Annotated in this window: 20 protein-coding genes; 14 read left to right on the top strand and 6 right to left on the bottom strand. The window is 68.3% G+C overall.

Annotated elements, in window-relative coordinates; genetic code table 11:
* The first annotated feature begins 16 nt into the window (after positions 1-16).
* Positions 17-1,018 (top strand): stage II sporulation protein M, encoded by a 1,002-nt coding sequence (locus FRZ32_RS10925; protein WP_205008263.1) that lies wholly within the window; start codon positions 17-19, stop codon positions 1,016-1,018.
* Positions 1,011-1,898, top strand: a complete 888-nt coding sequence (locus FRZ32_RS10920) for an RDD family protein (protein ID WP_147043530.1) — start codon at positions 1,011-1,013, stop codon at positions 1,896-1,898. Before FRZ32_RS10925 ends, FRZ32_RS10920 begins: the two co-directional genes overlap by 8 nt.
* 12 nt (positions 1,899-1,910) lie before the next feature.
* Here the strand turns inward: FRZ32_RS10920 and FRZ32_RS10915 are convergent, their stop codons facing one another.
* Complete coding sequence (locus tag FRZ32_RS10915) at positions 1,911-3,140, bottom strand: cell wall hydrolase (RefSeq protein ID WP_243445267.1); 1,230 nt, start codon at positions 3,138-3,140, stop codon at positions 1,911-1,913.
* Between the two features lie 254 nt (positions 3,141-3,394).
* Here FRZ32_RS10915 and FRZ32_RS10910 point away from each other — a divergent pair, with 254 nt between their 5' ends.
* The 3 genes from FRZ32_RS10910 to FRZ32_RS10900 all read left to right on the top strand — a co-directional run bounded on the left by FRZ32_RS10910 (position 3,395) and on the right by FRZ32_RS10900 (position 7,641).
* Complete coding sequence (locus FRZ32_RS10910; RefSeq protein WP_147043529.1) at positions 3,395-4,636, top strand: hypothetical protein; 1,242 nt, start codon at positions 3,395-3,397, stop codon at positions 4,634-4,636.
* Positions 4,637-4,668: 32 nt separating this feature from the next.
* Positions 4,669-6,591: an acetate--CoA ligase gene (gene acs, locus FRZ32_RS10905; RefSeq protein WP_147043528.1), complete on the top strand. Its 1,923-nt coding sequence runs from the start codon at positions 4,669-4,671 to the stop codon at positions 6,589-6,591.
* A 93-nt stretch (positions 6,592-6,684) separates the two neighbouring features.
* Positions 6,685-7,641 (top strand): glucokinase, encoded by a 957-nt coding sequence (locus tag FRZ32_RS10900; RefSeq protein ID WP_147043527.1) that lies wholly within the window; start codon positions 6,685-6,687, stop codon positions 7,639-7,641.
* A gap of 12 nt (positions 7,642-7,653) precedes the next feature.
* Here FRZ32_RS10900 and FRZ32_RS10895 read toward each other — a convergent pair whose 3' ends face one another.
* Positions 7,654-8,436 (bottom strand): SDR family oxidoreductase, encoded by a 783-nt coding sequence (locus FRZ32_RS10895; protein ID WP_147043526.1) that lies wholly within the window; start codon positions 8,434-8,436, stop codon positions 7,654-7,656.
* Between the two features lie 152 nt (positions 8,437-8,588).
* Between FRZ32_RS10895 and FRZ32_RS10890 the strand changes: the two genes are divergently transcribed.
* The 4 genes from FRZ32_RS10890 (at position 8,589) to FRZ32_RS10875 (ending at position 11,534) form a co-directional block, all read left to right on the top strand.
* Positions 8,589-9,014, top strand: a complete 426-nt coding sequence (locus tag FRZ32_RS10890; protein ID WP_147043525.1) for a PilZ domain-containing protein — start codon at positions 8,589-8,591, stop codon at positions 9,012-9,014.
* Between the two features lie 33 nt (positions 9,015-9,047).
* Positions 9,048-9,749 (top strand): NAD-dependent deacylase, encoded by a 702-nt coding sequence (locus tag FRZ32_RS10885; RefSeq protein WP_147043524.1) that lies wholly within the window; start codon positions 9,048-9,050, stop codon positions 9,747-9,749.
* Complete coding sequence (locus FRZ32_RS10880) at positions 9,746-10,087, top strand: GFA family protein (protein WP_147043523.1); 342 nt, start codon at positions 9,746-9,748, stop codon at positions 10,085-10,087. The genes FRZ32_RS10885 and FRZ32_RS10880 overlap by 4 nt, the downstream gene beginning before the upstream one ends.
* Before the next feature lie 223 nt (positions 10,088-10,310).
* Complete coding sequence (locus FRZ32_RS10875) at positions 10,311-11,534, top strand: RtcB family protein (RefSeq protein WP_147043522.1); 1,224 nt, start codon at positions 10,311-10,313, stop codon at positions 11,532-11,534.
* A 33-nt stretch (positions 11,535-11,567) separates the two neighbouring features.
* Here the strand turns inward: FRZ32_RS10875 and era are convergent, their stop codons facing one another.
* The 3 genes from era to lepB are packed head-to-tail and all read right to left on the bottom strand — an operon-like array spanning position 11,568 to position 13,974.
* A complete protein-coding gene (era, locus tag FRZ32_RS10870; protein WP_147043521.1) occupies positions 11,568-12,461 on the bottom strand; it encodes a GTPase Era in 894 nt (297 codons plus the stop codon).
* Positions 12,458-13,120: a ribonuclease III gene (gene rnc, locus FRZ32_RS10865; protein WP_147043520.1), complete on the bottom strand. Its 663-nt coding sequence runs from the start codon at positions 13,118-13,120 to the stop codon at positions 12,458-12,460. Before rnc ends, era begins: the two co-directional genes overlap by 4 nt.
* Positions 13,117-13,974 (bottom strand): signal peptidase I, encoded by an 858-nt coding sequence (gene lepB, locus FRZ32_RS10860; RefSeq protein ID WP_147043519.1) that lies wholly within the window; start codon positions 13,972-13,974, stop codon positions 13,117-13,119. The genes rnc and lepB overlap by 4 nt, the downstream gene beginning before the upstream one ends.
* 102 nt (positions 13,975-14,076) lie before the next feature.
* On the opposite strand from lepB, the gene pgi reads away from it, so the two are divergent.
* From pgi to gorA, 3 genes are read left to right on the top strand one after another with little or no spacing between them, the layout of a single operon-like run.
* Positions 14,077-15,582, top strand: a complete 1,506-nt coding sequence (gene pgi, locus FRZ32_RS10855) for a glucose-6-phosphate isomerase (RefSeq protein WP_147043518.1) — start codon at positions 14,077-14,079, stop codon at positions 15,580-15,582.
* Entirely contained in the window at positions 15,579-16,412 is an 834-nt protein-coding gene (locus tag FRZ32_RS10850; RefSeq protein WP_147043517.1) for a pepsin/retropepsin-like aspartic protease family protein, read from the top strand. Before pgi ends, FRZ32_RS10850 begins: the two co-directional genes overlap by 4 nt.
* Positions 16,409-17,761 carry a glutathione-disulfide reductase gene (gorA, locus tag FRZ32_RS10845; RefSeq protein ID WP_147043516.1) on the top strand — a complete coding sequence of 451 codons (1,353 nt, stop codon included), beginning with the start codon at positions 16,409-16,411 and terminating at the stop codon, positions 17,759-17,761. The genes FRZ32_RS10850 and gorA overlap by 4 nt, the downstream gene beginning before the upstream one ends.
* A gap of 36 nt (positions 17,762-17,797) precedes the next feature.
* Here gorA and FRZ32_RS10840 read toward each other — a convergent pair whose 3' ends face one another.
* Entirely contained in the window at positions 17,798-18,673 is an 876-nt protein-coding gene (locus tag FRZ32_RS10840; protein WP_147043515.1) for a DUF4253 domain-containing protein, read from the bottom strand.
* Between the two features lie 46 nt (positions 18,674-18,719).
* On the opposite strand from FRZ32_RS10840, the gene FRZ32_RS10835 reads away from it, so the two are divergent.
* Entirely contained in the window at positions 18,720-20,309 is a 1,590-nt protein-coding gene (locus tag FRZ32_RS10835; protein ID WP_147043514.1) for a phytoene desaturase family protein, read from the top strand.
* Between the two features lie 88 nt (positions 20,310-20,397).
* Complete coding sequence (locus FRZ32_RS10830) at positions 20,398-20,736, top strand: hypothetical protein (RefSeq protein ID WP_147043513.1); 339 nt, start codon at positions 20,398-20,400, stop codon at positions 20,734-20,736.

Here is a 20,736-nt window from a genome sequence, read left to right as displayed (position 1 = left end):
TGGCGGGGAGCCGATCGTGAGCGGTTCAACCGACAGGAGCGGCCTTCGCGCCGCCCGCGAAGCGGATTGGGCGCGGCTGGAGGACATCCTGCGCCGCGCCGAACGTGGCTCGATAAAAGCGCTTCCCGACGAGGAGCTGCTCGCGCTCCCCGTCCTGTATCGCGGCGCGCTCTCCTCGCTCTCCGTGGCTCGCGAAACCTCGCTCGATCACGCGCTCGTTACCTATCTCGAAGGCCTTTGCGCGCGCGCCTATTTCTTCGTCTATGGCGTGCGTACCTCCCCAGGTCAGCGGCTCGCGGCCTTCTTCGTCCACGATTGGCCGGCGGCTGTGCGCGCCCTGTGGCGCGAAACCTTGATCTCCTTGGCGCTCACGGTGATCGGCACGCTATCGGGCTACCTGCTCGTGAGCGCGGACCCCGCCTGGTATGCGAGCTTCGTCCCGCCCGAGCTGGCCGGCGGCCGCGATTTTTCCGCCGATACGAATTTCCTGCGGGAAACGCTCTACCATCCGAGCGGTGCGAGCGGCCTCGGCTTCTTCTCGACCTTCCTGTTCACCCATAACAGCCAGGTCACGATCATGTGCTTCGCCCTCGGCTTCGCCTTCGCGGTGCCGACGGCGATGCTGCTGATCTACAATGGCGCGATGCTCGGCGCCATCCTGGCGCTCTACATCTCGCACGGCCTCGGAACGGGGATTGGCGGCTGGCTCATCATCCATGGCTCGACCGAGATGTTCGCGATCATCCTTGGCGGCGCGGCCGGAATCCGGATCGGCTGGGCGATCGTCTTTCCCGGCGACGCGACGCGGATCGACGCGGCGGCCAGCGCCGGCCGCACCGCTGCAACCGCCATGGCGGGCGTCGTCGTCATGCTGATGTGCGCGGGTCTCCTCGAAGGCTATGGCCGGCAGCTCGTCACCAGCGACGTGGCCCGTTATGCGATCGGCCTCGCCATGCTCGCCTGGTGGCTCGGCTATTATTATCTCCCGCGCCGCCGCCGGATCGCCGAAAATGGCTGAGTTCGCCGCCGTCAGCCGACGCACCCTCGCCGGGCGCCGCCGCAGCCTGGTGACGCCCGAAGGGGTCGATCTTCACCTCAGCCTGGCCGAGGGCAATCAGCGGATCGGCGCGTTTCTCCTCGATCTCGTCATCATGATCGGCGCGCTCATCGCGCTGTTTCTGATCTGCCTGTTCACCTTCGCGGCGATCGGCTCGGCCGTCGGGGCCGAGATTGCCGGTGTGATCTTCCTGCTCGGCTTTCTCGTGCTGCGGTGCTTCTACTTCATCCTGATGGAAATGGGGCCGCGCGCCGCGACCTTCGGCAAGCGCGCGCTGGGCATCCGCGTCGTCGCCCGGAACGGCGAGCGATTGACCGCGGATCGCGTGATCGCCCGCAACCTGATGCGCGAGATCGAATTCTACCTGCCGCTCACTTTCCTCCTCTACAATAACGCGCAGGGCGTCGGCGATGCGCTGACGGGCCTGGCGGGGCTCATCTGGGCCGGGCTGTTCCTGCTCTTCCCCCTTTTCAACAAGGACAGGCTTCGCGTCGGCGACCTGTTGGCGGGGACCTGGGTCGTGAACACGCCGCCGCGCCAGCTCGGCCATGAGATCGGCGCCCCGCCCGGCGTGCCGCCGCAGCAGCAGTTCACCGAAGAGCAGCTCGACGCCTATGGCATTTTCGAGCTTCAGACACTCGAGCGCGTGCTTCGCGACGACCAGCCGGACGCGATCGCCACCGTCGCGGCGACGATCCGCGGAAAGATCGGCGCGCCGGATCACGGCTATGATCGCGATTTCCTGGTCGCCTATTACGACGCGGCCCGCGCCCGCATGGAGCGCGGCCTCCTCTTCGGCCGGCGCCGGGAGGACAAATATGACCGGCCGGGTCCGCTCTAGCGCCGCTGCGAGCTAGCGGCGGGTGGTCGTTGCGGCCGGCGCGGCCGGCGGCGGCGCATTGACCGGAACCGCCGGCGCGCCGGCGACATGCGCCGGGCCCGCAGCCGGCGCCGGCGCGGGCTGAGCGTTCGGCGGAGAGGATTCCTCCGGCGTCGTCGCCCAGCGACCGAGCGGGCGCTGCGGCGGGCTGGCGCTCTGGCCGGTCAGCGCCCAGCGCGCGCTGTCGCTCATCTGCGGATCCTCGGCGGCACGCGCGGCGATCAGCGCGTTGGCGTTCGCGCTGGTGATCGGCACGTCGTAGCGGCGCAGCACCGCATTGGCGAAGCTGTCGACGCTGCCGCGGCGCGCCTCGGCCGCTGCGGCGGCTGCGATGGCGTCGCGATCCCCGGCGGCGGCCGCCGCGGCGAGGCGCTCCGCCGCCGTCGGCTGGCCGAAACCGCCGCGCCAGTGGATCAATGGCTCGGCCCCCGCATAGCGGTTCACGAAGGCCGGCGGGCGGCCCCATCCGCCGGTCCAGCGATAGAAGATATGGGCGCCGACCACCGCCGTCTTCACCAGCGTCGACGACCAGTAGGGCACGACATAATTGGCGTGATAATGGGTCGCCCAGCCGACCGGCGCATAGACATAGCCGTTGAGCGCCGCGACCGCGATGTCGTGCGCGCGATCCCAATAGCCCTGCATCGGCGCGCGCCGCAGCGATCCGTCGCAGGTGAAGCTGAACTGGCAGCCGGTGTAACGCTGCGCCCCTTCGAAGACGACGCCGCACACCGTGTCCGGATAGGCCGGATGACGCACCCGGTTCAGCACCACCTGCGCCACCGCGCGCTGGCCATCCGCGGGCTCGCGCGCCGCCTCGTAATAGATGGCGGCGGTAAGGCAGTCGATCGATCGCGCGCGGCTTTCCTCGTTGCTGGTCCACACGAAGGGGCGCGCGGCAGGATTGGAGGCGTTCGACAGCGGGATGGAGGCGTTGATCGCGAGCGCATCCTGCGGCGCGACGGCGCGGAGCTCGGTCGCGGAGGTCGCGTCCGCCGCCGCCTGGAGACGCTGGATTTCGCCCTGGGGAAGCGGACGCGGCGCCGGCGAGTTGAAGCCGAAGCCGCTGCCGTGGAGCGCCATGCTGACCGCCGCCGCCAAGGCGAGCGCGAGGATCGCCGCGACCAGCACCGCCGCGCCGCCATATTGGCGCAGCACGGCGAGCGAACGGCGCTCGTCAGGCTCGAGGGCGAGGTCGGTCATGCAATTCCAAGTGTATTATTAGAATAGGACGCTATAGCGAAAATCGCGCGGCCTCGCAACATGAGCACGTGGCGGGGCGGTTTCAATGCGGGCCGAAGGGCGCCGATTCTTCGACGAACGACCTGCCGACATGCTTGTCGCGCCGACCGGAGCCTTCGTCGCGCGGCGAAAGCATCCGCCCGGCGCGGCCTCTACTGGGCGGCCGTTCACGAGCGCCTGGCGCTCGACCGAAAGCTTGAAGAGGGACTTTCGCGATGAAGAAGGCATTGATCGTCGCTGCCGCGACGAGCGCCGCGGTAGCAGCCAGCGGTTCGGCGCAAAATCGCGGCAGCGGCACCGTTTCCTACTGGATGTCGGCGGAAACGGTGAGCGGGCTGGGCGCGATGGCCGCCGGCCAGCAGGGGGGGCGAAGCGCCATGGTCGCCGCGATGATGAGCGGACGGGGGCCGCGCGCGGACGCTTATGCCCACAACCTGCGGCTCGAGCTCGGCAGCCCGCGCCGCCCCTCGGGCGCGCCAACAGCGGATCACTTCATTCCCGCCGGGCTCAATGCCGGCCCGTCCCTGCCGCTGGTGACACCGGAGGCGGCGCCGCCGACGCCGGTTCGCCCTTATGAAAATCCCGGGCTCGCCGATGGCCCGTCCAACGGCCGGATCCTCATCTACTGGGGCTGCGGGGACCATGCCCGCCAGGGCCAGCCCTATGAATTCGATCTCGCGAGCCTTCGCGCCGGACGAGTGCCGCCCGCCATGGCGTCGCTCGCGATCCACGCGATGAACCCGCCGAGCCGGGCGAGCAGCACGACCTTCGGCGAATGGCCCAACGAGCGGTCGCGCACGCCGATCCCGGCCAATGGCTCGCTGGTCGGCGCCCACCGGATCAGCGGCAACTACTCGCCGGACATCAATTTCACGCTCGCCCAGGGGCAGGATTTCCTGCCGCCGATCACGCTGACCGCCAACACGCCGGCCGCCGGCGGCGCCGTGCCGGTCGCGTGGCAGCCGGTGACGAACGCGCGCGCCTATTTCCTGATGGCGTCGGGCGCTGGACCGGACAACACGATCGTGATCTGGACGTCGAGCGAGGTGCAGTTCTCGCAGGCGGGCGCGTTCGATTATCTCGCGCCCGAGGAGATCAGCCGCCTGCTCGCCCAGCGCGTGCTGCTCCAGCCGACGGTGACGCAGTGCACGGTGCCGGCCGAGGTCGCGACCCGCGTCCAGGCGGCGAGCCTGATGATGACGGCGTTCGGGCCGGAGGCGAACTTCTCATACCCGGCCCGGCCCGCCAACGCGCCGCGCGGCTGGGCGCCCGACTGGACGGTGAAGCTGCGCACCCGATCGGCCTATACGGGCCTGCTCGGCCGCGACATGGCGGCGATGATGCGCGGTGAAGGCGCCAGCGACGAGCGCCGCGGCACGCAGCGGCAACAGCAGCAGGAGCAGCGCCGGCGTCGAAACCCTCTCGGCGGCCTGCTCGGGCGGGTCGTCGGACAGTAGCGCCCTCGGCCATCGCGCGTTAGGATCGCGCCATGGCCGAGCGCATCCCCGTCCCCGCCGCCCGCGAGGGCACGCACTGCACCGCCGCGCAATATGAGGAGCTGTACCGGCGATCGATCGACGATCCCGACGGCTTCTGGGCCGAGGAGGCGCGGCGGCTGGACTGGTTCACGGCGCCGACCAGGATCGCCGACTGGTCCTACGACCCCGTGGCGATCAGATGGTTCGAGGACGGGGTCCTGAACCTGTGCCACAATTGCGTCGACCGCCACCTCCCCGAGCGCGCCGACGATGTCGCGATCCTGTGGGAAGGCGACGAGCCGGGCAATGTGCGAACGCTGACCTTCCGTGAGCTTCATGCCGAGGTCGTCCGCATGGCGAACGCGCTGAAGCAGCTCGGCGCGTCGAAGGGCGATCGGATCACCCTCTATTTCCCGATGATCCCGGAAGCGGCGATCGCGATGCTCGCCTGCGCGCGGATCGGCGCGATCCACAGCGTCGTCTTCGGCGGCTTTTCCCCCGAAGCGCTGCACGGCCGCATCGTCGATTGCGCCAGCCGTTTCGTCATCACCTGCGACGGCGGGATGCGCGGCGGCAAGCTGGTGCCATTGAAGGCGAATGTCGACGCCGCGCTCGCCGAAGGCACGCCGGTCGAGGCGGTGATCGTCGTCTGCCATCTCGGCAACGAGATCGCCTTCAACCCCGCGACCGACCATTGGTATCACGAAATGGCGGACCTTGACGGCGATTGCCCCTGCGCGTCGATGAATGCCGAGGATCCGCTGTTCATCCTCTACACGTCGGGATCGACCGGCAAGCCCAAGGGGGTGCTGCACACGACCGGCGGCTATGCGGTTTGGGCCGCGACCACCTTCCACTATGTCTTCGATTACCGGCCGGGCGAACTCTTCTGGTGCACCGCCGACGTCGGCTGGGTGACCGGGCACACTTATGTCGTCTATGGCCCGCTCGCCAACGGCGCGACCACGCTCATGTTCGAAGGCGTGCCCAATTATCCCGACAGCAGCCGCTTCTGGGACATGGTGGAACGGCACAAGGTCGACATCTTCTACACCGCGCCCACGGCGATCCGCGCGCTGATGCGCGAAGGCGACGGGCCGGTGAAGAAGCATGATCGCTCGTCGATCCGCCTGCTCGGCACCGTCGGCGAGCCGATCAACCCCGAGGCATGGCTGTGGTACTGGCGCGTCGTCGGCGACGAGCGCTGCCCGATCGTCGACACCTGGTGGCAGACCGAGACGGCTGGGATCATGATCACGACCCTCCCCGGCGCGCACGACATGAAGCCGGGATCGGCGGGCCTTCCCTTCTTCGGCGTGGTGCCGGAGCTGGTCGATGCCGACGGCCAGGTGCTTGAGGGCGCGGCCTCCGGCAATCTCTGTCTCGCCCGCTCCTGGCCGGGGCAGATGCGGACGGTCTATGGCGATCACGAGCGCTTCGCCCAGACCTATTTCAGCGCCTACCGCGGCAAATATTTCACCGGCGACGGCTGCCGCCGCGACGAGGACGGCTATTACTGGATCACGGGCCGGGTGGACGATGTGCTCAACGTCGCCGGCCACCGGCTCGGCACGGCCGAGGTGGAAAGCGCGCTGGTCAGCCATCCCAAGGTCGCCGAGGCGGCGGTGGTCGGCTATCCGCACGACATCAAGGGCCAGGGCATTTACGCCTATGTGACGCTGGTCGTCGACGCCGAGCCGGACGCGGCGCTCGAACAGGAGTTGCGCCAGCATGTCCGAACCGAGATCAGCCCGATCGCGACTCCCGACATCATCCATTTCACGCCCGCGCTTCCGAAGACCCGATCGGGCAAGATCATGCGCCGCATCCTCAGGAAGATCGCCGAGAACGAGTTCGGATCATTGGGCGACACCTCGACCCTCGCCGACCCGAGCCTGGTCGACGCGCTGATCGAGGGGCGGCGGAATCGCTGAGCGCGGCGCCCTTCACGGCGCAGTAGCGCGCGGCGATCTTGCCGGTTAAAGGGCCGGCATGCCCTGCCGCCCTAACCTTCGGAACGCGCGCTGATGCGGATCGTCGTCGGCGATATCGGCGGCACGCATGCGCGGTTCGCCATCGCCGAACTCGAGGGAGGCCACCGCCCGCGCATCGGGCCGATGAAGCGTTACCGCACCCGCGACTATCCAGGCCTCGCCGCCGCCTGGGCGCGGTTCGAGGAGGAGAGCGGGGCGCCGCTTCCCAAAAATGCCGCGCTCGCGGTCGCCGCCCCGATCGAGGGCGAGATCCTTCGCTTCATGAACAGCGACTGGCGGATCGAGCGGCGAACGCTCCGCGCCGATCTCGGGCTCGATCAGCTGTTGCTCCTCAACGATTTCGGCGCGGTCGCGCACGCCGTTTCGGTGCTGGAGCCGGATGATTTCATCCACCTTCACGGGCCCGAAGCGCTCCCGGAGGATGGCGCGATCACCGTGCTCGGTCCCGGCACCGGCCTTGGCGTCGCGATCCTGCTGCGGCGCGGCGGCCAGGTCTCCGTGGTCGAGACGGAGGCCGCGCATATCGGGTTCGCCCCGCTCGACCCGGAAGAGGAGACCCTCGCCGACGCGATCGTCGAGCAGCATGGCCGCGCCTCGGTCGAGCGGGTCGTCTCGGGGCCCGGCCTTATCGACATCTACCGCAATCTGGGCGGCGAGGCCGATGTCGATCCCAACCGCGCCGGCGACCTGTGGAGCGCGGCCATCGACGGCACCGATGCGGTCGCGGTCCACGCGCTCGACATCCTCGTTCGCTGCCTCGCCGCGGCCGCCGGCGACTTCAGTCTGGCGCACGGCGCGATGGGCGTCGTCATCACCGGCGGCCTCGCCAACCGCATCCCGAACCTGCTCCAGACGCCGATGTTCGCCTCGCGCTTCACCGCCAAGGGCCGCTACCGCGAGCGGATGCAGCGGGTGCCGGTGATGCTCGCCACCCACGCCGAGCCTGGTCTGCTCGGCGCGGCGGTGGCGTTCCAGCGGACGTTCGGCTGAACCTCCCCCGCCTCAGCGCGGCGCCATCCGGATCGCGCCGTCCAGCCGGACATATTCGCCGTTGAGATAGACATTCTCGGCCATGAAGACGGCCAGCCGCGCATATTCCTCCGCCGTGCCGAGCCGCTTCGGGAACGGCACCTGGGCGGCGAGCGCGTCCTGGACGTTCTGCGGCATCATCGCGACCATCGGCGTCTTGAAGACGCCGGGCAGGATCGTGTTGACGCGGATGCCCTCGCCCATCAGGTCGCGCGCGATCGGCAGCGCCATGCCGAGCACCCCGGCCTTCGACGCCGAATAGGCGGCCTGGCCGATCTGCCCGTCCTGCGCGGCGACCGATGCGGTGTTGATGATGCAGCCCTTCTCCCCATCCTCCATCGGATCGAGGCTCGCCATGCCGGCAGCCGATGCGGCGAGCACGCGGAAGGTGCCGATGAGGTTGATCTGGATGGCGAGCTCGAACTGATGGATCGGGTAGCGCTTGATCGCCCCCGTTTCCTTGTCGCGCCCGACCGTCTTCACTGCATTCGCGACGCCGGCGCAGTTGACGCACAGCCGCTCCTGTCCGTGCGCCTCGCGCGCCTTGGCGAAGGCCGCATCGACCTTCTCGTCCGACGTCACGTCGACCTCGCAGAAGATGCCGCCGATCTCCGCGGCGACCTTTTCGCCCCTGGCGACATCGCGGTCGAAGACGGCGACCTTGACGCCCTTCGCGGCAAGCGCCCTGGCGGTGGCCTCGCCGAGGCCGGAGGCGGCGCCGGTAACGACGGCGGCGATGGACGAGTCGAGCTTCATTTCGGATCTCCTTCGCCCCGCTCCCTAGTGGCCCGGCCGGGTGCTTCGCAAGGCTCGCGCGCGCGAACGTCGTTTCGCCGACGTACTTAACTGCGCCTTAGGGTTTATGGCGCATAAACCGCCGCACCGGGGAATTACGGGGATTCGACGAAATGGCCAGCAAGGCGCTACTCAATCTGGTGACCCAAGGCGGACACGACATGCGCCGGCGCTGGTCGCGCCAGCCGATGATCCTGTCCGCCCGGCTGATCACCATCGCCCAGGAATATCGGGTGCGCATCCGCGACCTTTCCGCCGGCGGCGCGCGGATCCAGGCCGACGACCTGCCGGAGGTCGGCACCGATGCGCTCCTGAAGCGCGGCGAGTTCGAGACGTTCGGCCATATCGCCTGGGTCCATGACGGCCAGGCCGGAATCGAGTTCGACGATCCGCTGAGCGATGCGGAGGTGGCCGCGCTCCAGGCCGCGCCGATCCACACGCCGACCCCGACCGCCGAGGATTATCGTCGCCCCGGCTTTGGCCGAAAGACCAGCAGCCATCCGCGCTGGTCCGACGGGACGGGCTGGATCGACGGCTAGCCCCGCACGCGCCGCCTGCGCTAAGCGCGGGCGATGCGCGAGATCAGCAACATCGTCATCCTCACCGGCGCCGGCATTTCGGCGGAAAGCGGGCTCGCCACCTTTCGCGGGCCCGAGGGGCTGTGGGAGGGCCACCGCGTCGAAGATGTCGCGACTCCAGAGGCCTTCGCGCGCGATCCGGTGCTGGTGCATCGCTTCTACGATGCGCGCCGGGCCAATCTGAAGACGGTCGCGCCGAACGCGGCGCATCTGGCGCTCGCGCGGCTCGATGCCGAGTGGCCGGGCGAACTACTGATCGTCACCCAGAATGTCGACGACTTGCACGAGCGCGCCGGCGCCAAGCGCATCCTCCACATGCACGGCGAGCTCCGCTCCGCCTGGTGCCTCGCGTGCGACGCGCGCAGCCGGTGGGAGGAGGATCTTGGCGATCATCCGCCCTGCCCGTCCTGTGGCGCGGCGGGCCGGCTTCGTCCCGACATCGTGTGGTTCGGCGAAATGCCCTACGCGATGGAAGCGATCGACGCCGCGCTGATGAATGCCGACCTGTTCGTCTCGATCGGCACGTCCGGCGCGGTCTATCCCGCCGCGGGCTTTGTCCAGACGGCCCGTTATCGCGGGGCGGAGACCCTGGAGATGAATCTGGAGCCGAGCCTCGGCAGCTTTCATTTCCACGAAAGCCGGACTGGACGGGCGGGCGAGCTTGTGCCCCAATGGGTGGAGGAGATGCTGCGATGATCGAGGGAAGCTGCCATTGCGGGGCCGTGCACCTGAGCGTGCCCGACGCGCCCGCCGACCTCTCGAGCTGCAACTGCTCGATCTGCCGGCGGATCGGCGGACTGTGGGGCTATTATCGGCCCGACCAGGTCAGCGTCAGCGATCCTGACGGCCGCCTCGTCGGCTATGTCCATGGCGACGAGACGCTGACCACCTGGCATTGCGGCAAGTGCGGCTGCACCACCCACTGGTCCCCGCGCGATCCGGCCTATGAGCGAATGGGCGTCAACATCCGCATGTTCGATCCCGCCGTCTGGGCGGAATTGCCCCACCGGCTTGTCGACGGCGCGAGCTGGTAAGCGCGGGACCTTGCGTGAGCCCGGTGATTCGCGTAACCACCCGCCCGCTATGAACCCGCGTCTAGATATATCCACGAAAGTCCACACCGTCGGTCGGTGACGGGCGGGTCGCTGCACCCGCTCAGGGTGTAGCTCATGGACGCGAGCGTCCGCACAAGCGGAAATCCGGTCAAGCCGGGCACTCCCTGAAAAACGCGCAGCCGTGCACAAGGGAGTAAGGCCAATGGCTCAGTACAGCATCCACGGGACGCACAACGTTCCACTCAAGCTCTGGGACAGCGCCGGTCCGTTCGAGGCCGGGGCAATGCAGCAGCTGCGCAACGTCGCGAGCCTGCCCTTCATCCACCGGCATGTCGCCGGGATGCCGGACGTGCACTGGGGCAAGGGCGCGACCGTCGGATCGGTGATCGCCACCAAGGCCGCGATCGTGCCGGCTGCGGTGGGCGTCGATATCGGCTGCGGCATGATGGCGGTTCGCACCAGCCTCGGCGCCGATCAGCTGCCGGACAGCCTGTCGGCGATCCGGGCCGAGATCGAGCGCGCCGTGCCCAAGGGCTTCGAAAGCACCCAGGGGACCAACTTCCTCAAGGGCGGGTGGCGGGAGACGCCCAACGCGATCTCACGGATGTGGAACGAGCGGTTCGACCGGCGCTATGCCGCGATCCTCGCCAAGCATCCGAAGATCGACGGACCGACCGCCGCTCAGCTCGGATCGATGGGCGGCGGCAACCACTTCATCGAGCTCTGCCTCGATGAGGGGGATCGGCTGTGGGTGATGCTTCACTCGGGGTCGCGCGGGACGGGGAACCGAATCGGGACCTATTTCATCGACGCCGCGAGGGAGGCGATCGCGAAGGAGACGCTCGATTTCCACCTGCCGGACCGCGACCTCGCGTTCCTGAGCGAAGGTTCGCAGCTCTTCGATGATTATATCGAGGCCATGCACTTCGCCCAGGATTATGCGAAGGTGAACCGCGAGCTGATGATGCTGCGCGTGCTCGAGGCGCTGCGCAAGCATCTTCCCGCCTTCACGACCGACAAGACGGCGATCAACTGCCACCACAATTATGCGGTGCGGGAGACGCATTTCGGGGAGCGCGTCTGGGTGACCCGGAAGGGCGCGGTGCGCGCCGGCGCGGGCGAGCTCGGGATCATTCCCGGTTCGATGGGAACGGGGAGCTTCATCGTCGAAGGGCTCGGCAATGAAGAAAGCTTCTGCTCCTGCTCGCACGGCGCCGGCCGGGCGATGTCGCGCGGCGAGGCGAAGCGGCGGATCACGCTGGAGGAGCACCGCGCGGCGATGCAGGGCATCGAGGCGCGGCTCGACGAGGGCGTGCTCGACGAAAGCCCGGCCGCCTACAAGGACATCGGCGCCGTCATGAAGGCGCAGGAAGATCTTGTGCAGATTCGCCACCGGCTCCGGCAGGTGGTGAACGTCAAGGGCTGACCGAAGGGGTGAGGCCCGTGCGGTGCGCGGGCCTCACTCCACCCAATCCAGACCGATCTCGCGATAGAGGCCGCGATCTTCCTCCCATTTCGGGTTGACCTTGACGTGGAGGAAGAGGTGGACCTTGCGGCCGAGGAGGGTCGAAAGCTCCTTGCGCGCCGCCTCGCCGATCGCGCGGATGCGGGCGCCGCCTTTGCCAAGCACGATCGCCTTCTGGCTGTCGCGGGCGACGAGGATCTGCTGGTGGATCGCAGCCGAGCCGTCGGCGCGCTCCTCGAACCGCTCGGTCTCGATCGCGCTGTCATAGGGCAGTTCGGCATGGAGCTGGAGATAGAGCTGCTCACGCGTCACCTCGGCGGCGAGCATCCGATCGGTCGCGTCCGACACCTGGTCCTCGGGGAAATGCCACGGCCCCTCGGGCATCCGCGCCGCGAGCGTCGCCTTCAAATCGGCGACGCCGTCGCCAGTCGCCGCCGAGACCATGAAAATCTCCTCGAACGAGGCTCGCCCGTCGAACTGGGCGACGAGGGCGAGGAGGTCCGGCTTCTTCACCAGATCGACCTTGTTGAGGATGAGCAGCTTCGGCTCCGGCCGCTCGCGGAGGCGATCGACCAGCTCGACCACGCCGCGCGTGAGCCCGGTCGTCGCATCGACGACGAGCGCGACGAGATCGGCATCCTGCGTTCCGCCCCAGGCGGCGGCGACCATCGCCCGATCGAGCCGGCGGCGCGGCGCGAAGATGCCCGGCGTGTCGATCAGCAGGATCTGCGCCTCGCCAGCGATCGCGATGCCCATCAGGCGCACGCGGGTCGTCTGCGCCTTCGGGCTGACGATCGCGACCTTCTGCCCGACCAGGGCGTTGACGAGCGTCGACTTGCCCGCATTGGGCGCGCCGACGACCGCGACGAAGCCGCAGCTCTGGCTCATCGCATTTTCTCCAGCAGCGCCGTTGCGGCGGCAGTCTCGGCCTCCTGCTTCGAATGCCCCTCGCCCCGCGCCTCGCCGATCCCGCGCACGCTGACTTCGATCGTGAAGCGGCGGGCATGATCCGGTCCGCTGGTTTCGACCACCCGATATTCGGGCGCACGGCGGCGCTGTGCGGCGGTCCATTCCTGAAGCGCGGCCTTGGGATGCTTGGGCGGCTGGGCGAGCCGGTCGACCCGGTCCCCCCAGGCGCTGCGGACGAAGGCATTGGCGGCGTCGAAGCCGGCGTCGAGGTAGAGCGCGCCGATCAGCGCCTCGATCACATCGCCGAGGACATTGTCGCTGCGAAACACGCCATCGTCGAGCGCCTGCTTGCCGAGCCTCAGGCGCGGTTGCACATCCAGCGCGCGCGCGATTTCGGCACAGACCTCGCCGGTCACCAGCGCGTTGAGCCGATGCGAGAGCTTGCCTTCGGGCTCATCCGGATAGGTTTCGAACAGCCAGCGCGCGACGATCAGGCCGAGCACCCGATCGCCCAGAAATTCGAGCCGCTCGTAATTGGCCTCGCCGAAGCTCGAATGGGTGAGCGCCCGCTCGTAGAGCGCCAGATCACCGGGGGCGCGGCCGAGCGTCTTCGCAAGCCAATCGGAAAGGTCGCTCATTCGTAAAGATGCCCGATCCGGCGCCAGCGGGCTGCGGTGAACCAGGTCCAGGGCTTGATCCAGGACGAAGAGCCGTCGGTCGACCAGTAGGCGATCTCGGCCGGGCCGAGCACATTTTCCACCGGCAGCATCCCGACGCCGTTTTCGAAGACCGGCACGCGGCTGTCGGCGCTGTCATCGCGATTGTCACCCATCACGAACAGATTCCCCTCGGGAACGGTGACCGGCGGATAATTGTCCGTCGGGCCATAGCCTTGATCGAGCACCTCATAGCTGCGCCCGCCGGGCAGGCTCTCGACATAACGCGGATAGTGGCAGACCGGTCCGTCCGGGCCCGCTACGCGCCGGGCCGCGGGATCATCGCCGACGAAGCGGCACGGGCTGTTCGGCGTCTCCGGCATCTCGAAATCCGCGATTCGCCGACGCGGGAGCGCGCGGCCGTTCAGGAACACGACGCCGCCCCGAACCTCGATCGTGTCGCCCGGCAGGCCGATCACCCGCTTCACCAGATCCTCGTCACGATTGCCGGGATAACGGAACACGACGATGTCCCCGCGCTCCGGCAACCGCTCGAACAGCCGGCCCGAAAAGCGCGCCATCCCGAAGGGCAGCGAGTAGCGCGAGATGCCATAGGGCCATTTCGCGACGAACAGATGATCGCCGATCATCAGGTTCGGCAGCATCGATCCGGACGGGATGTTGAACGGCGCGAAGACGAAGCTGCGGAGCATCAGCGCGCCGACGAACAGGAAAAGGAAGAAGCGCAGCGTCTCCCACCAGCTTTCCTTCTTTTCGGGCGCCGGCGCGTCCGCCGAGGGCGCGGCGGCGGGATCGGTTGCGGCTTCGCTGTCCATCGGCTCCGCTTTCGCTTGGGCGCGGGGGGCGGTCAAGTTCGCACGCGCTAGGAATGTGCGGGCGGCGTCTCTAGATAGGCCGCTCCACGAGAAGGAAATGCGATGGCCGATGCCTGGAAGATGCTGGAGGAGATGGCGCCGACGAGTCTGCGCGACCTCTTCGCCAGCGAGCCTGACCGGCTGGCGCGCCTCAGCCTCGACGAAGCCGGCCTGCATTTCGATTTTTCCAAGACGCATCTCAGCCGTGCCGCCATCGACGCCTTCCTCGATCTCGCCGAATCCACCGGCCTCGCCGCGCGGCGCGATGCGATGTTCGCCGGCGGGATCGTCAACCCGAGCGAGGGCCGAGCGGCCGAACATGGCGCCGAGCGCGGCGAGGGCGCGCCGGAAAGCGTCGCCCGATCGGGCGCCTTCCACGCGCGGATGCGCACCCTGATCGACGCGATCGAGGCCGAGGCGTTCGGCCCGGTGCGCCACATCCTCCATGTCGGCATCGGCGGCTCGGCGCTCGGCCCCAAGCTGCTCGTCGACGCGCTCGGGCGCGATGCCGGACGCTACGACACGGCCATCGTGTCGAACGTCGACGGCGCAGCGCTCGAGGAAGCGGTCAGGGACTTCGATCCGCACACCACCCTGCTCGCCATCGCCTCCAAGACCTTCACCACCAGCGAGACGATGCTGAACGCGCGATCGGCGATCACCTGGATGGCCGAAAACGGAGTCGACGATCCTTATGGACGCGTCGTCGCGCTCACCGCATCGCCCGAAAAGGCGATCGAATTCGGCGTCGACGAAACCCGCATCCTGCCCTTTTCCGAAACCGTCGGCGGCCGCTATTCGCTCTGGTCGTCGATCGGATTTCCAGCGGCGCTCGCGCTCGGCTGGGACGCATTCGAAAGCCTGCTCGAAGGCGCGGCGGCAATGGACCGGCATTTCCGCCTCGCCCCGTTCGATCGCAACGCGCCGGTGCTCGCCGCCTTCGTCGATCGCTATTATGCCAATATCCGCAAGGCCGGGACGCGCGCCGTCTTCGCCTATGACGAGCGGCTGCGGCTCCTGCCCGACTATCTCCAGCAGCTGGAGATGGAATCGAACGGAAAGTCCGTCCGGCTCGATGGCTCGCCGAGCCCGCGCGCGACGGCCGCGATCACCTGGGGCGGCGTCGGCACCGACGCGCAGCACGCGGTGTTCCAGCTCCTCCACCAGGGCACCCATCTCGTCCCGGTCGAGTTCGTCGCGGTGGCGGAGCCCGGCGACACGCTCGATCCCGCGCATCATCGCCAACTTCTCGTCAACTGCTTCGCCCAGGGCGCCGCGTTGATGGCGGGGCGGCCCGCGGACGATCCCAACCGCGCCTATCCGGGGGATCGTCCGTCGACGACGATCCTCGCCGAGCGGCTCGATCCGCGCACGCTCGGCGCGCTGATCGCCTTTTACGAGCATCGCGTGTTCGCCAACGCGGCACTGCTCGGGATCAATCCCTTCGATCAGTTCGGGGTGGAGCTGGGCAAGGAAATGGCCAAGGCGCTCGACGGCGGCGACGATCTCGCCTTCGATCCTTCGACCGAGGCACTGATCGCGCGGGCGTTCGGGGAGGACATGGGATGAGAATCACCGCCGCGCTCCTTGCCGCCTTGGTCGGCGCAGCTCCGGCCGCCGCCGCGCCGCTCGAACAGTTCAACCAACGCCTGTTCCTGCCCGTCACCGTCAACGGGCAGCCGACCGTCGCATTGCTCGATTCCGCCGCGGAGATGACGGTGCTCGACGACGATTTCGCGACCGGCCAGCTTGGCCTGCGGCTCGATGGCAGCGCCACCGCCCATGGCAGCGGCGCAGAGGAGATGGAGGCCCGCTTCGCCGATCATGTCAGCGTCGCCGTGCTCGGGACGCAGCTGGACCTGCGGGCCGTCGTGATCGATCTGGACGAGGTCTCTCAGCGCTTGCTGGGCCGTCCGGTGCGGATGCTGCTGGGGCGCGAGCTGTTCGATCGGGAGCGGCTTCGGATCGACATTGCCGGCGGCACGATCGACCGCACGAGCGGAGCGGCGCGCGGCACCCGCCTCGCGGTCGCGGACTATCGCGGCAATCCCGTCATCGCCGCGACGATCGAAGGCCATGAAACCTCCCAGGCCGTGTTCGATCTCGGCAATGGCAGCGGCATCCTGATCGGCCGCGCCTTCGCCCGACGCAACGGCCTGGACGCGCCCGACCGGATCGTCGGACAAGCGGACGGCGGCGGGCTCGGCGGCACGATCCGTCGCGACCGGATCGTGCTTCGCGACCTGACGGTCGGCAGCCGGACCTTCCACAATGTCCCGGCTGAGATCGACGACACCGAAACCGCCGCCGACGTGAATCTCGGCACGGCGGTGCTCGGGAATTTCATCATCACCACCGATTTCGCGCAGCATGCGCTTTGGCTGGAGCCCCGAGAGTGACCAAGACCTACGATTACGACCTTTTCGTCATCGGCGCCGGATCGGGCGGGATGCGCGCATCGCGGGTCGCGGCCGCGCATGGCGCGAGGGTCGCGGTGGCGGAAGAATATCGGGTCGGCGGAACCTGCGTCATCCGCGGCTGCGTGCCCAAGAAGCTGCTCGTCTACGGCGCGCATTTCGCCGAGGATCTGCAGGACGCGCGGCGCTTCGGCTGGGAGGTGCCCGACTGCCGGTTCGACTGGCCGACGCTGCGCGACAACGTGCTGGCCGAGGTCGAGCGGCTCGAAGGCATTTACGGCGACATTCTCGACCGCCACGATGTCGAGCTCTTCACCCAGCGCGCGACGCTGACCGGGCCGAACGAGATCGCGCTCGCCGACGGCACGAAGGTGACCGCCGCGACCATCCTTGTCGCCACCGGCTCGACGCCGATGGTCCCAGACATTCCCGGCGCCGAGCACGGCATCACCTCGAACGAGGTGTTCAACCTGCCCGCGATCCCGCGCCGGATCGCGATCGCCGGCGGCGGTTATATTGCCAACGAATTCGCCGGCATCTTCCACGAATTTTCCTGCCGCGTGACACTGATCAATCGCGGCGACCGGATCCTTCGCGGCTATGACGAGCAGATCCGCGACCGATTGCTCCAGATCGGTCTCACCAAGGGACTCAACTTCCGCTTCAACGCGCCGATCGAAAGGGTCGAGAAGCAGGAAGACGGCAGCCTCCTCATCCATATGGGCGGCCAGGAGCCGATCGAGACCGACATGCTGCTGTGGGCCGTCGGGCGCCAGCCGAACACCGGCGGGCTCGGGCTCGGCGCCGCGGGCGTGAAGCTCGGCCGGAACGGCGCGATCCTGGTCGACGAGGACAATCAGTCGAGCGTGCCGAGCATCTATGCGGTGGGCGACGTCACCGATCGAGTCCAACTCACCCCGGTCGCGATCCGCGAGGCGCAGGCCTTCGCCGACACCGTCTTCGGCGGAACGCCCTCACGGGTCGATTATGCCAACATCCCCTCGGCTGTATTCAGCCACCCGCCGATCGCCGCGGTCGGCATGACCGAGAGCCAGGCGCGCGACAAGCTCGGCGGCGAATATCAGACCTACACGTCCGATTTCCGGCCGATGAAGAACGTGCTGGCCGGCCGCAACGAGCGCTCGCTCTACAAGATCATCGTCGATCGCGAGACGCAGAAGGTGATCGGCCTCCACATGATCGGCCCCGACGCCCCCGAAATCCTCCAGGCCGCCGCGATCGCGGTGAAGGCCGGCCTTACCAAGGCGCAGTTCGACGAGACGATCGCGCTGCACCCGACGATGGCGGAGGAACTGGTGCTGATGAGATAAAGACATCTTGCACAGCGCGGTGGGCCGCATCGCCGCTCAATCCCACCAGAAATACCACCAATCGCTGGACATCAGCTGCGCCGCGAGGGCGGAGATGGTGCCGCTCCCCTGATCGACAATGTCCGGGCAATAGCGATATTGCTCCCGCGCAAGCGCAAGCGCCTCATCCCTGCCCGCGGGCCGGCGAGCGGCGCGCAGGTTCATTGTATCGCCGTTTATGCCCACGACCACCGTGCCATACCGCTCGTGCCAGGACCGCAGCGCCGCGACATGATATTCCGGCGGAGGACAGGCGTTCCAGTCGCCCCAGCGGAGATAGGCGGGAGCCTCCCAACCGTTCCGAGTCGGAATCAGCAGGATGTGGACGCGCTCGAAGGCCTGGTCAGTCAGCACGTTGCGCGCAACCGTGAGGCCGTCTTGCTCGGCGGCGTCATCCATCCCGCCTTCAGGCCACTCGCCGACCGGCGACCGCAGGTCCCCCTCGCCATAGGCGCCAGGCCAACGCGCAAGGTCAGCCGGGAATCGCAGACGCGCGGCCGCCGCAATGATCTCGGCGGGCACGCGCGGCGCAGGGAGGATCGAAGAGCCGGACACCTGCGGATCAGCCATGCTGAACTGGTCGGCGATCCGCTCAAGCGCATCGTCGTCACCAACGACGATCGGCCAGCCACGCCCGGCAGACCTCAAGCGCTCCCATTCGGCGAGGGCATCAGCGCCAGCCACCGTGACTCGCTCGTAGGAGAGCGCCGCCATCATCCGCATGTGCATCGCCTCGGCGCGAGCGCGCTGCTCGGGCGCCAGGTGACTGAAATCTTGTGCCATCATCGCTCCCCGAGACGTGGGCAAGAACGAAAAGAAGCCCATGCCGGCCACGCCCGCGAGCATCGTGCGGCGGTCAATGAAAGCTGCCATATCCCGACGACTCGCGGCCCCCTTTTGTCTCCTCTATAGGCCGAGCATGGCATCAAATCACGACAGCGACATCCTCATCATCGGCGCCGGGCATAACGGCCTCGCCTGCGCCTTCTATCTCGCGCGGCGGGGACTGAAGGTCACCGTGCTGGAGGCGCGGTCCGTGGTCGGCGGGGCGGCGGTGACGGAGGCGTTTCACCCGGGCTTCCGCAACTCGACGGCGAGCTACACGGTAAGCCTGCTCAATCCGACCGTGATCCGCGACATGCGGCTCGCCGAGCATGGGCTGAAGGTGGTGCTCAGGAAGATCGACAATTTCCTGCCGACCGAAGGCCCGGAATATCTTCTCGCCGGACGCGGCGGGCTGACGAAGCGGGAGATTGCGCGGCTCTCCCCCGCCGATGCCGAGAATTACGATGCCTATTCGGCGGCGCTCGATTCGGTGGTCGGCATTCTGAAGCAGTGGCTGCTTCGTGCGCCGCCCAATGCCGGCGGCGGGCTCGGCGACCTTCTTGCCCTGCTCAAGCTCGGCAACGGCGTGCGCGGGCTTGTCGCGGAGGAGCAACGGCACCTCGTCGACTTCTTCACCAAATCGGCGGCGGACATATTGGGCCGCTATTTCAGCCATGATCTGGTCCAGGCCCTGTTCGGCTTCGACGCGGTCGTCGGCCATTATGCGAGCCCCTATGCGCCGGGCACGGCCTATGTCCTGCTCCATCACGTCTTCGGCGAGGCGGACGGGGTGCCGGGCGCCTGGGGCCATGCGATCGGCGGCATGGGCGCGATCACCCAGGCGATGGCCAAGGCGGCGCGGGCCGAAGGGGTCGAGATCCTGCTCGACACGCCGGTGGACGAGATCATCATCGAGCGCGGCCGCGCGGCCGGCGCGGTGGCCGGGGGCAGGACGTACCGGGCCAAGGCGGTCGCCGCCGGCGTGAACCCGAAGCTGCTCTTCACGAAGCTCCTCCCCGCCGGCGCGGTCGAGCCGGAAATCGAGCGCCGCATGGCCCACTGGCAGAGCGAGTCGGCGACTTTCCGGATGAACGTGGCGCTGTCCGAGCTGCCGCGCTTCACGTCTCTGCCCGAGCCCGGGGATCAGCTCACCGCCGGCATCATCATCGCGCCGTCCCTCGGCTATATGGATCGGGCCTATCTTTCCGCGCGCACCGAGGGCTTTTCGGCCGAGCCGATCGTCGAGATGCTGATCCCCTCGACCCTCGACGACAGCCTGGCCCCGGCGGGGCAGCATGTCGCGAGCCTCTTCTGCCAGCATTTCCCCTATGATGCGCCCGGCGGCTGGGACGCTCGCCGCGAGGAGGCGGCGGACCGGATCATCGCGACCGTCGATCGCTACGCGCCCGGCTTCGCGGCGAGCGTGATCGCCCGGCTCGCCCTCTCGCCCCTCGACCTCGAACGCCGCTTCGGCCTGGTCGGCGGCGATATCTTCCACGGCAAGATGGGATTGGACCAGCTCTTCTCGAACCGGCCGATGCTTGGCCATGCCGATTACCGGATGCCGCTTCCCGGCCTTTACCTGTGCGGATCGGGCGCGCATCCCGGCGGCGGCGTCACCGGCGCGCCCGGGCACAATGCCGCCGCGGCGATCCTCAAGGACCGGCGCAAGCTTCGGCTTTGAGACGTCGCGACCGGGCGTTTCCACGCCGCAACGACTGGAACCCGCGGCTCCGTCGGGCGCTTCTGGCGCGATTGACGGAAGGATCGCCGTGCCCGGATCGTTCGCCAGCTTCTCCTTCTTTGCCGCGAGCCTGCTCGCGATCGCGACGGGCGCCGCGGCACAACGGCCACCCCGGCCTCTCCCCCTCCTGCGGATCGCACCGCCCAGCCCACCGCCGCGCTTCGTCCTGCCGCGCGATCAGGTCCGGGATCTCGGCAGGAGCCCGCGCAACGGGCTGATCGCCGCCTATCCGCTGCGATCGAATCTGGAGCTTGGCATCGGCCGCTATCGGGTGGGTGGCCAGCATCGCCCCCCGACCAACACGGCCGGCGATTCGCCCCAGCGCCGCCGCGGAGTCGCCGCCATCGGGCTCAGCCTCAGCTTCTGA

It is taken from the genome of Sphingosinicella ginsenosidimutans (genome assembly GCF_007995055.1).
Taxonomy (GTDB): Bacteria; Pseudomonadota; Alphaproteobacteria; order Sphingomonadales; family Sphingomonadaceae; genus Allosphingosinicella; species Allosphingosinicella ginsenosidimutans.
This window is presented reverse-complemented; position numbering and strand designations above follow the sequence as displayed.

Coding starts and splice junctions, on each gene's coding strand:
- FRZ32_RS10915 (WP_243445267.1), bottom strand. CDS start 3,140: ATGACCGACCTCGCCCTCGAGCCTGACGAGCGCCGTTCGCTCGCCGTG.
- FRZ32_RS10885 (WP_147043524.1), top strand. CDS start 9,048: ATGCGCGAGATCAGCAACATCGTCATCCTCACCGGCGCCGGCATTTCG.
- FRZ32_RS10920 (WP_147043530.1), top strand. CDS start 1,011: ATGGCTGAGTTCGCCGCCGTCAGCCGACGCACCCTCGCCGGGCGCCGC.
- era (WP_147043521.1), bottom strand. CDS start 12,461: ATGAGCCAGAGCTGCGGCTTCGTCGCGGTCGTCGGCGCGCCCAATGCG.
- FRZ32_RS10840 (WP_147043515.1), bottom strand. CDS start 18,673: ATGGCAGCTTTCATTGACCGCCGCACGATGCTCGCGGGCGTGGCCGGC.
- pgi (WP_147043518.1), top strand. CDS start 14,077: ATGGCCGATGCCTGGAAGATGCTGGAGGAGATGGCGCCGACGAGTCTG.
- rnc (WP_147043520.1), bottom strand. CDS start 13,120: ATGAGCGACCTTTCCGATTGGCTTGCGAAGACGCTCGGCCGCGCCCCC.
- FRZ32_RS10875 (WP_147043522.1), top strand. CDS start 10,311: ATGGCTCAGTACAGCATCCACGGGACGCACAACGTTCCACTCAAGCTC.
- FRZ32_RS10850 (WP_147043517.1), top strand. CDS start 15,579: ATGAGAATCACCGCCGCGCTCCTTGCCGCCTTGGTCGGCGCAGCTCCG.
- FRZ32_RS10910 (WP_147043529.1), top strand. CDS start 3,395: ATGAAGAAGGCATTGATCGTCGCTGCCGCGACGAGCGCCGCGGTAGCA.
- lepB (WP_147043519.1), bottom strand. CDS start 13,974: ATGGACAGCGAAGCCGCAACCGATCCCGCCGCCGCGCCCTCGGCGGAC.
- FRZ32_RS10890 (WP_147043525.1), top strand. CDS start 8,589: ATGGCCAGCAAGGCGCTACTCAATCTGGTGACCCAAGGCGGACACGAC.
- FRZ32_RS10880 (WP_147043523.1), top strand. CDS start 9,746: ATGATCGAGGGAAGCTGCCATTGCGGGGCCGTGCACCTGAGCGTGCCC.
- acs (WP_147043528.1), top strand. CDS start 4,669: ATGGCCGAGCGCATCCCCGTCCCCGCCGCCCGCGAGGGCACGCACTGC.
- FRZ32_RS10900 (WP_147043527.1), top strand. CDS start 6,685: ATGCGGATCGTCGTCGGCGATATCGGCGGCACGCATGCGCGGTTCGCC.
- FRZ32_RS10835 (WP_147043514.1), top strand. CDS start 18,720: ATGGCATCAAATCACGACAGCGACATCCTCATCATCGGCGCCGGGCAT.
- FRZ32_RS10895 (WP_147043526.1), bottom strand. CDS start 8,436: ATGAAGCTCGACTCGTCCATCGCCGCCGTCGTTACCGGCGCCGCCTCC.